The following is a 15,666-nucleotide window of genomic DNA, read 5'->3' on the forward strand; positions in this document are numbered from 1 at the left end:
CCTCCAATTCCACGTCCCGCCCAGGCCACGAGCCTGGCCGGGGCCCAATGACCTGCGACATCACCATGACTCCTCCCACGACTCAAAACGGCCCGTTGCGGCATTTTCTCCAGTTCAAGGACTTCTCGTCCGCGGAAATCGCCTACGTGCTGGACCGCGCACGCCTGATCAAAGAAAAGTTCAAGCGCTACGAACCCCATATGCCGCTGCACGACCGCACGCTGGCGATGGTGTTCGAAAAGGCCAGCACCCGCACCCGCGTGTCCTTCGAAGCCGGCATGTACCAGATGGGCGGATCGGTCATCAACCTGACCTCGAACGATTCCCAACTGGGCCGCTCCGAGCCCATCGAAGACACGGCGCGCGTCATTTCGCGCATGGTCGACATCGTCATGATCCGCACGTTCGAGCAGACCCGCATCGAACGCTTCGCCTCGCACTCGCGCGTGCCCGTCATCAACGGCCTGACCAACGAATTCCACCCCTGCCAGATCCTGGCGGACATCTTCACCTACATCGAGCACCGCGGCCCCATCGCCGGCAAGACGGTCGCCTGGGTGGGCGACGCCAACAACATGGCCTACACGTGGCTGCACGCCGCAGAAATGCTGGGCTTCACGCTGCATGTGTCCACGCCCGCCGGCTACGAGCTTGAGGCCTCGCGCATCGGCACGCCGTCGCCCAAGGTGCTGCGCCAGTTCAAGGACCCGATGGAGGCGTGCCAGGGCGCGCATCTCGTCACGACCGACGTCTGGACCAGCATGGGCTACGAAGCCGAAAACGAAGAACGCCGCGCCGCGTTTGCCGACTGGTGCGTGGATGCCGAAATGATGGCCGCCGCCGACGCCGAAGCCGTCTTCATGCACTGCCTGCCCGCCCACCGTGGCGAGGAAGTCACCGGTGAAGTCATCGACGGCCCGCAAAGCGTGGTCTGGGACGAAGCCGAAAACCGCCTGCACGTGCAGAAGGCGTTGATGGAGTTCCTGCTGCTGGGCCAGATCAAATAACACGGTCCGGCACGGAAAAAGGGCCTGGATATCTTGCGGTATCCAGGCCCTTGGCTTTTGGCGCTGGCGGCAATCAACGCAGCGTGCGTTCCCACGCCGCAATGGCGTCGACCACTTCCTGAGGCTTCTCGGGCACCAGGGCGTGCCCTGCCCCGTCGATCACCACGACCGATACCCGGCTGCCGAATTCGTCTTTGATCTCGTTGCGGGTGGCGGGCGGCTTGAACAAGTCCAGCCCCGCCTGCAGGTCCAGCAAGGGCTTGGCCCCGCCCGACCACCAATCGGACTGGCGCGTGGCCTTGCCGGCCAGGCGCTGGCTTTCGCTGACCTCGGGGTACCAGCCGTTCAACCACACGCGGGCGTCGTTGCCGGGCGCGAAGAACGCGTACTGGATGGACTTCAGGCGTTCGGCGTCGGGCAGCGACAGCTCGGCGCTGCGGTCCACATGTTCGCTCAAGCCCTTGGGGTACTGCTTGGCCGCAGCGGCGACGATGACCACGCCACGCACCAGTTCGGGATGATCCACGCCGGTCGTGCGGGCCACCCAGTTGCCGAAGGCATGGCCCACCATCACCACCGGCTGGCGCGCCACGTTGCGGATCACCGCGGCTTGATCCTCGGCCAGGTCGTGCAGGGTAATGCCGGACATCGGCCCCGTGCTGCCGCCGATGCCTCGCGGCTGCGGACGCAGCACGCGGTAGCCGGCCTGCTCGAAGCGCGCGGCCAGCTCATCGAAATCTTCCGCGCCGCGGCCGCGCGACGGCAACAGCACCAGCGCGGGCCCCTGCCCCTGGTCCAGCACCTCGATACTGGCGCCGTTGCCTACCAGCACATTGACGTGCCGGGGCGCATCGGCCAAGGCGGGTGAAGCCGCCACGACGGCGCACGACAGCGCCAGGCCGCCCAGCAATGGTTTCATCATCATGTCTCCTCCGATCGGGTCTGCCGCCCGCTGCGTTTACAGGATCTTCTTGAACATCGTCCGGCGCGTGTTGCGGAACGACGGCCGCACGCGGCTGCTCCAGTCGGTTGCGCGCACGGCCAGCCACGGGGGGCTGCCGAAGGTCTCGCGGGTATGCAGGTCGTAGCAGGCCAGGTAGCGCGGCGCTTCGTCCCGGCATTCATAGCGCAACGCGCGCACCGTGCCCGGCACCGAGGCCAGGCCGGGCAGATGTTCCTGGTCGTACCAGGCGTTCAGGTCCGCCTCGGCCTCGGGCACTACGTCGGTTTCCACGATGTAGTGCCAGGGCGCATCCTGCCCGGCTGACGCGCCCGGCAGGTCCAGCGTCTGGTGCAGCACGCGGGCCCGCGCGCCAGGAAAGCTTTCCGCCAGGCGCGCGTGGATTTCAGGCAACGCCTCGATCGCCCCACGCAGGTACACGTAGGTGTCCTCTTCTTCCACCGCGGCGAACGCGCTGACCGCGACACCCGCCAGCCCTTCAGTCAAGCGTTGGGCCATGTCCGCCGCGCGCGCTTCGTCGAAGCGTTCGCCCAGCGATACCAGCAATACCGTTTCCTGCACTGTCTTCTCCTGTCAATGGCCGACGCGCAACGCCACCAGGAAGCGCGACACCATGTTGTACGCCCCGACCGTCGCCGTCAATTCCACCAGTTGCGTGTCGTCGTAGCGGGCACGCAAGGGCGCGAACACGGCGTGGGGCACCTCGATGTCGCGCGTCATCGCGTCGGTCAGCGCCAGCACCTCGGCCTCTCCCGGCGCCAACCCCTCCACCGTCTCCGGCGCCGGGTTGCTGCGCAGCGCGTCGATCACCGCCTGCGGCATGCCACCGGCCAGCGCGTGCGGCACGTGCGCGTCGAACTCGTAGGGCGCATTGTTCAACGTCGCCACACGCAGGATGATCAGCTCGCGCAGGCGCGGCGCCAGCGACGTCTTCTGGCGGATGGCGGTCAGCATGGCCTCCCAGCCTTCCACCACGGCGGGGCTGTTCAGCAACACCTGGTACAGCGGCGATATCCGGCCGCGCGCGGCGCTGATGCGCGCCTCCAGCGTGGCCAGCGCCGGGCGGCTGCCCGGCACGACGGGTGAGACTCGGCTTGCGCTCATGCTTACTCCGGACGGATGTTCTTGCGCTGGATCAGCGCGGTCCACTTGTCGCGGTCCGACGCGATCAAGGCGGCCAGTTCCTGCGGCGAGCTGGCCGCGGCCTGGGCGCCGAACTTCTCCAGCTTGGCGCGCACGGCCTCGTTGCCCAAGGCGGCACGCACGGCCTGGTTCAGCTTGTCGACGGTAGCCGCCGGCGTGGACGACGGCGCCACGATGCCGTACCAGTTGTTCGATTCCACGCCGGCGATGCCCTGCTCGGCCAGCGTCTTCACATCCGGCAGCAGCGGATGGCGGGTGGGCGCGGCGATGCCCAGCGGCTTGAGCTTGCCGCCCTGGATGTGGCCGATCAGGCCCGGCACGTCGCCGAAGAAGCCGGCGACCTGGTTGCCCATCACGTCGTTGATGACAGGCGCGGCGCCCTTGTACGGCACGTGCAGCACGTTGGCCTTGCTGGCGTCGGCGAACATCTCCATGGTCAGGTGCGGAATGCTGCCGATGCCCGACGAGCCGATCGCCACCGACTGCTTGGCCGCCTGCGACTTCGCCACGAAGTCGGCGGCATCGGTGGCCGGATTGGACGGGTTCACCACGAACACCGTGGCGTTGTTCACCACCTTGGAGACCGGCGCAAAGTCGCGCACCGGATCGTACGGCAGGTCCTTGTACAACGCCGGGCTGATCGCGACCGCCCCGACGCTGGTCAAGAACAGCACCGAACCGTCGCCGGGCGCCTTGGCCACATAGGCCGCCGCGATGTTGCCGTTGGCGCCGGCCTTGTTCTCGACGATGACCTGCTGCTTGAGTTCCTTGCCCAGCTGCTCGGCCAATACTCGCCCCACCAGATCCACCGGACCGCCGGGCGGGAAAGCAATGATCAGGCGGACGGGGCCGTCGGCGTGTGCCGCGCCGAACGCGGCCAGGCTCAGCACGGTGGCCGAGAAAATTTTCTTGAACATGGTGTCTCCTCGTTGAATGGAATGTTTTTTTGCTTGCCGTGACGGCCGCGCCGCCTACATGAATCCGTACAGCCGCGCCGGGTTGTCCACCAGCACGCGCTGGCGCAGCGCGGCATCGGGACACGCTTCGAAGAACGTGTCCACCAGTTCGCCATCGTCGGGCATGTCGCCCGCGACATTCGGGTGCGGCCAGTCGGTGCCCCACAAGGTGCGTTCAGGCAAGGCCTCGACCAGCGCGCGCACGAACGGGATGCCTTCGGCGAACGGACGCTGGCCCGAGGCGATGCGGTCGATGCCCGACACCTTGACCCAGGCCTGCGGCACGTCGGCCAGGCTCAGCAACGCGCGCATCGCGGGCGAATCCAATCCGTCGGCCGCCTTCAGCCGACCCATGTGGTCCACGACGAACGGCACCGGCAGCGCCAGCAAGCGCGGCAACAGGTCCGGCAACATCGCACCGTCCACATGCAGGCACAGGTGCCAGCCTAGCGGCGCGATCAAGGACACGACGTGGTCGAACACCGCCGGCTCGGGCGCGCCGCCCAGATGCGGCACGAAATTGAACCGCGCAGCACGCACGCCGCCGTCATGCAACAGCTTCACGCTGGCCGCCGTGGCATCCGCCCCCAGCAACGCCACGCCGCGGTAGCGGCCGCCGCTTCGGGCCAGCGCATCCAGCAAGGCGCTATGGTCCGCCCCATGGCAGTTGGCCTGCACCACCACGGCTCGCTCCACGCCCAGATGGGCGTGCAACGCCGCCATCTTCGCGTACGGCGCATCGGGCGGCGTATAGGACCGGCCTTCGGCGTATGGAAACTCGTCGCCCGGTCCGAAGACGTGGCAATGCGTGTCGCAAGCGCCAGGCGGCAAGGCGCGGCGAGGGCGGGAGGGGGACGCAAGCGGGGGACGGCAATCGGGCACGGGCGGTTCCTGCGGGGAAAACGACATCGTCCCGGATTGCGGCTCGCCAAACAATGCTATATCTTTGATTTCAGATATAGATAAACCAAATATCCGATGGACCTCAAGCAGATCGAGTACTTCGTCAGGGTGGCCGAGCGGCGCAGTTTCTCGCGCGCCGCCGAAATGCTGGACGTGGCGCAACCCACGCTCAGCCGGCAGGTCCGCCTGCTTGAACTGGAGCTGGGCCAGCATCTGCTGTACCGCAACGGCCGCGGCGCCGAACCCACCGAAGCCGGCCTGCGGTTCCTGGAACACGCCCGCGCCCTGCTGACCCTGGCCGAGCGCGCCAAGGAAGACTTGCAGACGTTGCGCGAAACGCCGACCGGCAAGGTCGTCGTGGGACTGCCGCCGCGCATTGCCCGCGTGCTGACCCCGCCCTTGGTGCAGGCGTTTCGCCGCAGCTTTCCGGACGCCTCCATCGCCGTGGCCGAAGGCCTGAGCGCACAGGTCCGCGAATGGCTGCTGGCCGGCCGGGTCGACCTGGCGTTGCTGTACGACCCGGCGCCCTCGCCCCAACTGGCGTATGAATCGCTGTTTCGGGAAGACCTTGTGCTGGCGGCCGCCGTCGGGCACCAGCCGCCGCTGCCCGCCCGGGTCGCGGTGGCGCAGTTGGGCGACTATCCGCTGGTGCTGCCCAGCCTGCCCAACGCCATCCGCACGCTGGTGGAAAGCGTCTGCCGCGCCCAAGGCGTGCGCCTGAAGGTGGCCGCCGAGGTCGATGCCGTGCAGACCATCGTGGAGCTCGCCGCGCAAGGCGACGCCTACGCCATCCTGCCGCGCTCGGCCGCCCGGGGCCCTGCCGCCGAACACGCGTTGTCGCTGTGCGACATCGGTTCGCCCAGGATCACCAACAACCTGGTGCTGGCCAGCGCGCGCCACCGGCCGGCCACGCGCCTGGCCACGGCCACCGGCCTCTTGATCCAGAAACTGGAACTGGCCCGCCTGTTCGCGCCCGCCGCCTAGCGGTGCGCTGCCTGCCGCGGCGGTTGCGCGTCCACGCTGAACGCGACGCGCGTCGTCCCGTCCGCGCTGCTGGCCGACACCTCGCCGCCATGCATGGCGGCCACGGCCTTCACGATGGCCAGCCCCAGGCCGTGGCTATGCTCCTCGCCGTCGCCGCGGCGCGCCGCGTCCACGCGGTAAAAGCGCTGGAACAGGTGCGGCAGATGCTCTGGCGCGATCGGTGGCCCGGCATTGCTGACGGCCACTTCCAGCCTGTCGCCGTGCCGCAGGATGTCGATCGCAATCTCCGCGCCCGGCGCGGAATACTGGATCGCGTTCTGCAACAGGTTCGTCACGGCGCGCCGGAACAAGGCCGTATCGATCAGCGCACTGGCCTCGCGGTCGCCGTCGATGCGCACCCGCATGCCGGCCTCGTCCAACAGGAATTCGAAGAACTCGGCGGTTTTGCCCACTTCGTCCGCCAGCACCGCATGGATCCGCCCGGTCGCGGCTTCGCCCTGGTCGGCGCGCGCCAGGAACAGCATGTCGTTGATCATGGCCCGCAAGCGGTCCAGCTCCTCGAGGTTGGATTGCAGCACCTCTTGCAGGTCGTCCGAACTGCGCCGGCGCGACAGGGCCACCTGCGTCTGGCCGATCAGGTTGGTCAGCGGCGTGCGCATCTCGTGCGCCACGTCGGCATTGAAGGCCTCCAACTGGTTGTAGGCATCCTCCAGGCGAGCCAAGGCGCCGTTGAAGGACGTCGCCAGGTCTTCCAGCTCCACCGGCAACTGCGCCATGCTCAGGCGCTGCGACAACGCGCTGGGCCGCAGGGCGCGGGCCTCGGCCGACAGGCGGTTCAATGGCCGCAACCCCACGCGCGTCACCCAGAACCCCAGTAACGCCATCAGCAGGATGGCCGTCAGCGACAAGCCCGCCATCGCCCACAGCAGATAGCGCAGCGTATGGGCGTAGGGCGCCGAGTCCATGCCGACGATCAGGCGCACCTGCGGGCGGGCCTGGTTCGCGTCCACCGTGACGGTCAACGTGCGCAAGGCGTCCTCGCGATCCGGCAAGGTGATCTTGCCGAAGCCGTCGGGGTGGCGTTCCAGGCTGCTGATGTCGGCCAGCCCCTTGCCGTATTCGTAGGCGGGGTCATCCGACAGCACCCAGAAGCGCAGGCTGCCGTCGGCGGGCGTCAACGTATCCAGCTTGGTCTTGAAGCGCCCCCAGCGCTCGGGGTCGACGCTGCGGGTCAGCGAATAGCCGACTTCCTGCGCGGTGGTGCGCAACGCGTCCTGTTGGATGCGATCCAGCTGGCGGTCCAGCACCCCGTAAAGCGCCACGCCCGTCAGCGCAAACGTCGCTGCGGCCGCCACCGCATACAGGATCAGCAGCCGCGCCTTCAGCGACGTTTTCAAGGATCGCCTCACCCCGCGCCCCTCATTGCCCGCCCCCGTCCTCGCGCAGCTCCAGCACGTAGCCCATGCCGCGGATCGTATGCAGCAGGCGGCGGCCGAACGGGGCGTCCACCTTGCCGCGCAAGCGCTTGATGGCGACTTCCACCACGTTGACGTTGCTGTCGAAGTTCATGTCCCAGACCAGTTCGGCGATCGCCGTCTTGGACAGGATCTCGCCCTGACGGCGCGCCAGCACGGCCAGCAGCGCGAATTCCTTGGCGGTCAGGTCCAGCCGCGTGCCGGCCCGCCAGGCCTTGCGGCTGATCAGGTCGATCTGCAGGTCTCCGATGCGCAGCTGCACGGGCTCCTGGGCACGGCCGCGCCGGGTCAGCGCCTGCAGGCGCGCCAGCAGTTCAAGAAAGGAAAAAGGCTTGACCAGGTAATCGTCCGCCCCGTCGTGCAGGCCGCGGATGCGGTCTTCGACGCCGTCGCGGGCGGTCAGCATGATGACGGGCGTCTGCCGCACGGTGCGCAGGGACCGCAACACGGCAAAGCCGTCCATGCCCGGCAGCATGGCGTCCAGCACGATCACGTCGTAATCGTGTTCCAGCGCCAGGTGCTGGCCGTCGATGCCGTTGTGCGCAACGTCGACGGCGCAGCCCTGTTCACCCAAGCCTTTGCGCAGGTAATCCGCCGTCTTCAGTTCGTCTTCGACTATCAGGATTTTCATGTGCCGCCCCGCAAGCCCTACGGTTGACCCCTATTTTGACTCAAGTCCGTCCGGCGGCGCGATCACGGGCGGGTTCGCCCCGCTCGTCCCATTCGCCTTGGCCGTCTTGGCCGCCTTCCTGGCCGCCCGCGCCGCCTTGCGTTCCATGTACCAGTAATGCGCGCGGTCCAGGTACAGGTAGACGACAGGCGTCGTGAACAGGGTCAGCGCCTGCGACACGATCAGGCCGCCCACCATCGCGTACCCCAGGGGCCGCCGCAGCTCGGACCCCTGGCCGTGGCTCAGCATCAGCGGCAGGCCGCTGAGCAGCGCGCACATGGTCGTCATCATGATGGGGCGAAAGCGCAGCACGCAAGCCTGGTAGATCGCCTCGGCCGGCGCCATCCCGTGCTCGCGCTCCGCGGTCAGCGCGAAGTCGATCATCATGATGCCGTTCTTCTTCACGATGCCGATCAGCAGGATGATGCCGATCAGCGCGATCACGCTCAGGTCATACCCCCCCGCCATCAGGATCAGCAGCGCGCCCACGCCCGCGGACGGCAACGTGGACAGGATGGTCAACGGATGGATATAGCTTTCGTACAGCAGGCCCAGCACGATGTACACGGCGATCAGCGCCGCCGCGATCAGGTAGGGCTGGGTCGACAGCGAATCGCCGAAGGCCTTGGCCGTGCCCTGGAACGCGCCCGCCAGGCTGGCCGGCGCGCCCATGCCGCTTTGCGCCTGCTGGATTGCCTGGACGGCATCGCCCAACGACGCCCCCGGCGCCAGGTTGAACGAAATGGTCACGGCCGGGAACTGGCCCTGGTGGCTGATCGACAGATAGGCCGTCTTATCGGTGTCCAGCTTCACGAAGGTCGACAGCGGCACCTGCTGGCCTGTCAGCGGCGAGGTCAGGTACAGCTTCCCGAACAGGCTGGGATCCTGCTGCAGCTTCGGTGTCACCTCGAGGATCACGTGGTAGCTGTTGATCTGCGTGAAATATTGCGCCACCTGGCGCTGGCCGATGGCGTCGTAGATCGTGGCGTCGATCAGCGCGGGCGATATGCCGAACGACGACGCCCGCGCGCGGTCGATGGTCAAGGACGCCGTGGCCGCCGCATTTTGCTGGTCGGACGCCACGTCGGTCAGTTGCGGCAGACCCCGGAACGCCGTCAGCAGCTTTGGCGCCCAGACGTTCAGTTCGTCCAGGCTGGAATCCGTCAGGGTGTACTGGTATTGCGTGCGCGACAAGCGCCCGCCCACGTTGATGTCCTGACCGGCCTGCATGAACAGCGTCACGCCTTCCAGCTTGGCCAACTGCGGACGCAGCCGCGCGATCACCTCGTCGGCGGATGCGCTGCGGCCTTCATCCTTGGGCTTCAAGCCGATATAGAAGTTGCCGGTGTTGTACGTGCTTTGGCTGCCGTTGAACCCGAAGCTGGCAATATCCGGGTCCTGCCGGATCACGTCGGCCATCTGGATCATGCGCTGGTTCATCAGCGAAAACGACGAATCCTGCGCCGACTCCGCAAAGCCGAAGATGAAGCCCGTGTCCTGCTGCGGGAAGAAGCCTTTCGGGATCACCATGAACAGCGCCACCGTGCAGGCGACGGTCGCCAGGAACACGCACAGCGTGGCGAACTGGTGCCGCAGCACCAGCTTCAGCCCGCGCTCGTAGCCGTGCAGCATGGCGTCGAAACCCCGCTCGAACCACTGGTACAGGCGGCCATGCCGCTCGCCGTGATGGTCCTTCAGGTAGCGCGAGCACAACATCGGCGTCAGGGTCAGCGACACCAGCACCGATACCACGATGGCCAGCGTCACCGTCACGGCGAACTCGCGGAACAGGCGGCCGACGATGCCGCCCATCAGCAAGAGCGGAATGAACACCGCGATCAGCGACACCGAGATCGACACGATGGTGAAGCCGATTTCACCGGCGCCCTTGTAGGCGGCCTCCATCGGCGACATGCCGGCCTCCACATGCCGGTAGACGTTCTCCAGCATGACGATGGCGTCGTCCACCACGAAACCAACCGCGATCGTCAGCGCCATCAGCGACAGGTTGTCCAGGCTGAAGCCCACCACGTACATCACGGCGGCCGTTCCCATCAGCGCCAGCGGCACCGTCACGCACGGGATCAGCGTGGCCGCCACGTTGCGCAGGAACAGGAAGATCACCAGCACCACGAGGATGATGGTGAGCGTCAGCGTGAATTCCACGTCGGTGACCGACGCGCGGATCGTCTGGGTGCGGTCGATGATGGTGTTCACGTGCACCGACGGCGGGATCGAGGCCTCCAGCCGGGGCAGCGCCGCGCGGATGCGGTCCACGGTCTCGATCACGTTGGCCCCGGGCTGCTTGCTGATCTGCAGCACGATCGAACGGCCGTTGGTGATCGTGTTGTCGGGCGGCGAGGCCTTGCCCGCGTAGGCCCAGCCCGCCAGCTTGGTGTTCTCGGGCCCGTCCACCGCCACACCCACGTCGCGCACGCGGATCGGCGCGCCGTTGCGGTAGGCCAGCACCATATCGTTCCATTGCGCGGCCGACAGCAACTGGTCATTGGTGTAGGTGGTGAAGCTCTGGCGCGCGCCGTCGATCGTGCCCTTGGGCTGGTTGACGGTCGTGGTGGCGATCACCCCCCGGATGTCTTCCAGGCTCAGACCCAACGCCGACAGCTTGCCCGGATCCACCTGGATCCGCACCGCGGGCTTTTGCTGGCCGCCGATGTTCACCAGCCCCACTCCCGAAATCTGCGAGATCTGCTGGGCCAGGATGTTGTCGGCGAAATCGTTCACCTGGATCAGCGGCAGCGTGTCGGACTGCACCGCCATCACCATGATGGGCGCATCGGCCGGGTTGACCTTGCGGAACGTCGGCGGGTTCGGCAAATTCGCCGGCAACTGTCCGGTGGCGGCATTGATGGCCGCCTGCACATCCACCGCCGCCGAATCGATGCTGCGGTTCAGGTCGAACTGCAAGGTGATTTGCGTGTTGCCGATCGCGCTGACGGACGTCATCTGCGACAGGCCGGCGATCAGCGAAAACTGCCGCTCCAGCGGCTGCGCGACGTTGGACGCCATCGTCTCCGGACTGCCTCCCGGCAGGTTGGCCTGCACCTGGATCGTCGGGAAATCCACCTGCGGCAGCGGCGCCACGGGCAGCAACGGCCATGCCGCGATCCCCACCAGCAGGATCGCCAGCGCCAGCAGCGACGTGCCGATCGGCCGCTTGATGAAACTGGCCGAGATGCTCATTTCGCGCTCCCCGCTGCGGCCGGGGCCGAAGCGGCCGCCAGCTCGCGCACCTTGCTACCCGGCTTCAGCTTGTACTGTCCATCCACCACCACGCGCTGCCCTGCGGTCAAGCCGTCCTGGATGACGGCCACGCCATCCTGCATCCGCTCGACCTTCACCGCACGCGGCTGCGCCACGCCATCGCCATCCACCGCATACACGTAGGTGCCGGTCTGGCTGCGCTGCACGGCGGCCACCGGCACGGTCAACGCGCTTTCGTTGGCGTCCAGCACCAGGCGGGCGTTCACATACAAGCCCGGCCACAGACGGTGGCGGGGGTTGTCGAAACGGCCTTTGAGCTGCACCGTGCCGGTGGCGGTGTCGATCTGGTTGTTCAGCAAGACCAGCGTTCCCGTTTCCAGCGGTTCATTGCTGTCGCGCGCATAGGCCACCACCGGCAGCGGCTGCCCCCGGTCCATGGCCGCGTTGATCGCCGGCACCGACTCTTCAGGCAGCGAGAACAGCACGGTGATGGGATCGATCTGGTTGATCACGACCAGGCCGTTCGCATCGGCCGCGTGCACGATGTTGCCGGGGTCCACCAGCCGCGCGCCCACCCGGCCCGCGATCGGCGCCACGATGCGCGTGTAGTCCAGCTGCACGCGGGCATAGCTGATCTGCGCGTCGTCGGTCTGCGTCGCGGCCTCCAGTTGCGCCACCAGCGCGCGTTGCGCGTCCAGCGTCTGCTGCGTGGCCGCGTCCTCGCGCTGCAGGCGGGTGTAGCGCTGCAGGTCCAGGCGGGCGTTCAACAACGTCGCCTGGTCCTTCGCCCGCTGCGCCTGCGCCTGGGCCAGTTGGGCCTGCAAGGCGCGCGGGTCGATATTGGCCAGCACCTGCCCCGCCTTCACGTCCTGTCCTTCGACGAAGCCCACGCTGTCCAGTTGCCCGTCCACGCGCGCCTTGACCGTCACGCTGGCTGCCGCCGTCACCGTGCCCACGCCTGTCAGGTAACGCGCCACGTCTTGCTGGCGCACGGGCGTGGTCGCCACCGGCACCACCGGTTCAGGCGCGGCGGGCGGCGCGGCGCGGCCGCGCAGGAACAGCCAGACGGCCAGCACGCAGGCCACGACGGCAAGCGCCACGGCGCCTGCGCGCAATCCTGCGCGTCGATTGGGGGAAGTCACCGCCTTGTCCATGGACTCACTCGTTCTCGGTAGGTTGGCTTGCTGCTTGCGGCTGGCCGGCAATCGCCAGCGCCTGCGCATCGGGGGTATTGAGCGCATCGGCGTTCCAGCCGCCGCCCACGGCCTTGATCAGCGCCACGCTGGCCACCAGTTGGCGGCCGCGCAGCTGCACGGCGGCGCGCTCGTTGGACAGGGTCAGCGCCTGGGCGACGGCCACGGTCAGAAACGTGGTCGTGCCGGCCCGGTACTGCGCGAGGGCCAGCCTTTCGCTCAGCTGCGACGCCGTCACCGCGTCGTCCTGCGCACGCGCTTCGTCGTCCAGCACGCGCAAGGTGGACAGGTTGTCCTCCACTTCCTGGAAGGCGCCCAGCACGGTCTGCTTGTATTGCGCGGCGCTGGCGTCGAAGACGGCCACGGCCTGCGCGTCGCGGGCCTTGCGCAACCCGCCGTCGAACACCGTTTCGGCCAGCAGCGCGCCCAGCGACCAGACGCGGCCGGGCGCGTTGAACCATTGCGCAAAGCTGGCGGCGCCGAAGCCGCCGCTTGCCGACAGCACCAGCGACGGAAAATACGCCGCGCGCGCCACCCCGATGCCCGCATTGGCCGACGCCACGTCGCGTTCCGCCGCGGCGATGTCCGGCCGCCGCTCCAGCAGATCCGACGGCAAGCCGGCAGGCACGGCAGGCACCTGGAACATCCAGGGTTGGCCGGCCGGCACAGGCGGCAGGCTGAACTGCGCCGGGGCCCGGCCCGTCAGGATGGCGATCGCGTGTTCCAGCTGGCTGCGGGTCGCATCCAGGTCGATCGATTGGGCTTCCGCGGTCTTCAACTGCGCTTCGGCCTGCGCCACGTCCGAACGTAACGCCACGCCGGCGTCGTACTGGCTTTGCGTCAGCTTGAGCGTGCGCGTGTAGGCTTCCAGCGTGCGGGCGTACAGGTCTTTCTCGCGGTCCACCGCCCGCAGTTGCAGGTAGTCCTGCGCGAGAGCCGCCTGGATGCTGAGCCTGGCCGCGGCAAGGCTGGCCTCGCTGGCCTGGGTCGACGCATCGCTGGCTTCGACCTGGCGGCGCACCGCGCCCCACAGGTCGGGCTCCCAGGACACGTCAAGCGCGGCGGCATAGCCGTTGGACACTCCCGTCACGCCATTGCTCTTCGCCCGCGCCCGCTGCGCCGACACGTTCACGCCCGCGGTGGGCCAGAAACCCGCCCGGGCGGCGTCGGCGGCGGCGCGCGCTTGCCGGTACTGCGCCTGGGCCTGCTGAATGGTCTGGTTGGCGGCATTGGCCTGCACGATCAATCCGCTGAGCGTCGGGTCGCCATAGGCGTCCCACCAGGGCCGGGACCCATCCACCACGCCGGGCTGGGCCGTTTTCCATGGCCCCGACTCCTTGTAGCCGGCCGGCAGGTCCATCGCGGGGCGCAGGTAGTCCGGGCCGGCCGCACAGCCGGCCAGGCCCAACAGGGCCGCCAGCCCGGCCACCGCCCAGCGCGGCGCGATCCGCTTTCCAGTGTTCATTTTCAGCGCCGCCGATGCGGCCGACAGTCAGTACGCCCCCACTGTAGGAAGGCTTGCGGGACCCCACGCTGTCCGGATCCTGACAATTCGGACAGGTTCGGCGCCACCACCGGGGACGGAACCCGGCCGTCCGGCGCATCCGCGCGGCCTGCCTGCCCGGCAACCCGCCCCACTCGGGCAAAAGAGTTAAAATGCCGTCACCTTTCTTGTTTGGCGGCTCGTTGCTGTCAAAGTCCTGTTGGCGTCTCACCTCAAACAATGACCACTATCCTCCCGAACCTTCCCACCGGCCAGAAGGTCGGCATCGCCTTTTCCGGCGGCCTCGACACCAGCGCAGCGCTTCTGTGGATGCGCAACAACGGCGCCATCCCGTACGCCTACACCGCGAACCTGGGCCAGCCCGACGAGTCCGATTACGACGAGATCCCGCGCAAGGCCCTGGCCTACGGCGCCGAAAACGCCCGCCTGATCGACTGCCGCGCGCAGTTGGTGGCCGAAGGCATCGCTGCCCTGCAAGCGGGCGCGTTCCACATCTCGACCGCCGGCATCACCTACTTCAACACGACCCCGATCGGCCGCGCAGTCACCGGCACGATGCTGGTGGCCGCCATGAAGGAAGACGACGTCAACATCTGGGGCGACGGCAGCACCTTCAAGGGCAACGACATCGAGCGCTTCTACCGCTACGGTCTGCTGACCAACCCGGACCTGAAGATCTACAAGCCCTGGCTCGACCAGCGCTTCATCGACGAGCTCGGCGGCCGTTCGGAAATGTCCGAGTACATGCGCCAAGCCGGCTTCGACTACAAGATGTCGGCCGAAAAAGCCTATTCGACCGACTCCAACCTGCTGGGCGCCACCCATGAAGCCAAGGACCTGGAGCAACTGAACTCCGGCATCCGCATCGTCAAGCCCATCATGGGCGTGGCGTTCTGGCGCGACGACGTGGCCGTCAAGGCTGAAGAAGTCACCGTCCGCTTCGAGGAAGGCCAACCGGTCGCCCTGAACGGCGTGGAATTCAGCGACCCGGTCGAACTGCTGCTGGAAGCCAACCGCATCGGCGGCCGCCACGGCCTGGGCATGAGCGACCAGATCGAAAACCGCATCATCGAAGCCAAGAGCCGCGGCATCTACGAAGCCCCGGGCCTGGCCTTGCTGTTCATCGCCTACGAACGCCTGGTCACCGGCATCCACAACGAAGACACCATCGAGCAGTACCGCGAAAACGGCCGCAAGCTGGGCCGCCTGCTGTACCAAGGCCGCTGGTTCGACCCGCAAGCCATCATGCTGCGCGAAACCGCCCAACGCTGGGTCGCCCGCGCCATCACCGGCGAAGTCACCATCGAACTGCGCCGCGGCAACGACTATTCGCTGCTGAACACCGAATCGGCCAACCTGACGTACGCCCCCGAGCGCCTGTCCATGGAAAAGGTGGAAAACGCCCCCTTCACCCCGGCAGACCGCATCGGCCAGCTGACCATGCGCAACCTCGACATCGTCGACACCCGCGAAAAGCTCTTCACGTACGTGAAGACGGGCCTGCTGGCCTCCAGCGGCACGTCGCTGCCCCAGTTGAAGGACGACGGCAAGAAGAAGTAATTCTTCCGCCCGAAAAAAAGCCCCTCGGCGAACCTGAACTGCACCCCAAAAGTTGGACACCGATCCAACCTTTGGGGTGTTTTTCATG

General features: G+C 67.4%; 13 protein-coding genes. 3 read left to right on the plus strand and 10 right to left on the minus strand.

The window, feature by feature from the left end:
* The first annotated feature begins 65 nt into the window (after positions 1-65).
* The gene (gene argF / locus ACO6D5_RS18960) at positions 66-1,007 is read left to right on the plus strand and encodes an ornithine carbamoyltransferase (RefSeq protein WP_006224917.1); all 942 of its coding nucleotides are present in this window, start codon (positions 66-68) and stop codon (positions 1,005-1,007) included.
* 73 nt (positions 1,008-1,080) lie between these two features.
* Here the strand turns inward: argF and ACO6D5_RS18965 are convergent, their stop codons facing one another.
* The 5 genes from ACO6D5_RS18965 to ACO6D5_RS18985 are packed head-to-tail and all read right to left on the minus strand — an operon-like array spanning position 1,081 to position 4,949.
* A complete protein-coding gene (locus tag ACO6D5_RS18965; protein ID WP_485826203.1) occupies positions 1,081-1,932 on the minus strand; it encodes an alpha/beta fold hydrolase in 852 nt (283 codons plus the stop codon).
* Between the two features lie 33 nt (positions 1,933-1,965).
* Complete coding sequence (locus tag ACO6D5_RS18970) at positions 1,966-2,529, minus strand: hypothetical protein (RefSeq protein WP_485826204.1); 564 nt, start codon at positions 2,527-2,529, stop codon at positions 1,966-1,968.
* A gap of 12 nt (positions 2,530-2,541) precedes the next feature.
* Positions 2,542-3,072, minus strand: coding sequence for a carboxymuconolactone decarboxylase family protein (locus ACO6D5_RS18975; RefSeq protein ID WP_485826205.1), 531 nt, complete (start codon positions 3,070-3,072; stop codon positions 2,542-2,544).
* Between the two features lie 2 nt (positions 3,073-3,074).
* Complete coding sequence (locus ACO6D5_RS18980; protein WP_315846710.1) at positions 3,075-4,028, minus strand: tripartite tricarboxylate transporter substrate-binding protein; 954 nt, start codon at positions 4,026-4,028, stop codon at positions 3,075-3,077.
* 54 nt (positions 4,029-4,082) lie between these two features.
* Positions 4,083-4,949, minus strand: a complete 867-nt coding sequence (locus ACO6D5_RS18985; RefSeq protein WP_315846709.1) for an amidohydrolase family protein — start codon at positions 4,947-4,949, stop codon at positions 4,083-4,085.
* Between the two features lie 96 nt (positions 4,950-5,045).
* Between ACO6D5_RS18985 and ACO6D5_RS18990 the strand changes: the two genes are divergently transcribed.
* On the plus strand, positions 5,046-5,954 hold the full coding sequence (locus ACO6D5_RS18990) for a LysR substrate-binding domain-containing protein (protein WP_315846708.1): 909 nt from the start codon (positions 5,046-5,048) through the stop codon (positions 5,952-5,954).
* Here ACO6D5_RS18990 and ACO6D5_RS18995 read toward each other — a convergent pair.
* From ACO6D5_RS18995 to ACO6D5_RS19015, 5 genes are read right to left on the minus strand one after another with little or no spacing between them, the layout of a single operon-like run.
* Positions 5,951-7,351 carry a heavy metal sensor histidine kinase gene (locus tag ACO6D5_RS18995; RefSeq protein ID WP_315846707.1) on the minus strand — a complete coding sequence of 467 codons (1,401 nt, stop codon included), beginning with the start codon at positions 7,349-7,351 and terminating at the stop codon, positions 5,951-5,953. The genes ACO6D5_RS18990 and ACO6D5_RS18995 overlap by 4 nt on opposite strands.
* A 22-nt stretch (positions 7,352-7,373) precedes the next feature.
* Complete coding sequence (locus ACO6D5_RS19000) at positions 7,374-8,060, minus strand: heavy metal response regulator transcription factor (protein ID WP_315846706.1); 687 nt, start codon at positions 8,058-8,060, stop codon at positions 7,374-7,376.
* Between the two features lie 30 nt (positions 8,061-8,090).
* Positions 8,091-11,300, minus strand: a complete 3,210-nt coding sequence (locus tag ACO6D5_RS19005) for an efflux RND transporter permease subunit (RefSeq protein ID WP_485826206.1) — start codon at positions 11,298-11,300, stop codon at positions 8,091-8,093.
* Positions 11,297-12,475, minus strand: coding sequence for an efflux RND transporter periplasmic adaptor subunit (locus ACO6D5_RS19010; protein WP_485826207.1), 1,179 nt, complete (start codon positions 12,473-12,475; stop codon positions 11,297-11,299). The genes ACO6D5_RS19005 and ACO6D5_RS19010 overlap by 4 nt, the downstream gene beginning before the upstream one ends.
* Positions 12,476-12,479: 4 nt before the next feature.
* On the minus strand, positions 12,480-13,979 hold the full coding sequence (locus tag ACO6D5_RS19015) for an efflux transporter outer membrane subunit (protein WP_485826208.1): 1,500 nt from the start codon (positions 13,977-13,979) through the stop codon (positions 12,480-12,482).
* 258 nt (positions 13,980-14,237) lie between these two features.
* On the opposite strand from ACO6D5_RS19015, the gene argG reads away from it, so the two are divergent.
* Entirely contained in the window at positions 14,238-15,578 is a 1,341-nt protein-coding gene (gene argG, locus ACO6D5_RS19020; RefSeq protein WP_485826209.1) for an argininosuccinate synthase, read from the plus strand.
* The last annotated feature ends 88 nt before the right edge of the window (positions 15,579-15,666 follow it).

Source organism: Achromobacter sp. (assembly GCF_057314935.1).

Bases quoted from the DNA above. Each gene is read 5' to 3' on its own strand.
- argF (WP_006224917.1), top strand. From the start codon at position 66: ATGACTCCTCCCACGACTCAAAACGGCCCGTTGCGGCATTTTCTCCAG.
- ACO6D5_RS18965 (WP_485826203.1), bottom strand. From the start codon at position 1,932: ATGATGATGAAACCATTGCTGGGCGGCCTGGCGCTGTCGTGCGCCGTC.
- ACO6D5_RS18975 (WP_485826205.1), bottom strand. From the start codon at position 3,072: ATGAGCGCAAGCCGAGTCTCACCCGTCGTGCCGGGCAGCCGCCCGGCG.
- ACO6D5_RS18980 (WP_315846710.1), bottom strand. From the start codon at position 4,028: ATGTTCAAGAAAATTTTCTCGGCCACCGTGCTGAGCCTGGCCGCGTTC.
- ACO6D5_RS18990 (WP_315846708.1), top strand. From the start codon at position 5,046: ATGGACCTCAAGCAGATCGAGTACTTCGTCAGGGTGGCCGAGCGGCGC.
- ACO6D5_RS19000 (WP_315846706.1), bottom strand. From the start codon at position 8,060: ATGAAAATCCTGATAGTCGAAGACGAACTGAAGACGGCGGATTACCTG.
- ACO6D5_RS19005 (WP_485826206.1), bottom strand. From the start codon at position 11,300: ATGAGCATCTCGGCCAGTTTCATCAAGCGGCCGATCGGCACGTCGCTG.
- ACO6D5_RS19010 (WP_485826207.1), bottom strand. From the start codon at position 12,475: ATGGACAAGGCGGTGACTTCCCCCAATCGACGCGCAGGATTGCGCGCA.
- ACO6D5_RS19015 (WP_485826208.1), bottom strand. From the start codon at position 13,979: ATGAACACTGGAAAGCGGATCGCGCCGCGCTGGGCGGTGGCCGGGCTG.
- argG (WP_485826209.1), top strand. From the start codon at position 14,238: ATGACCACTATCCTCCCGAACCTTCCCACCGGCCAGAAGGTCGGCATC.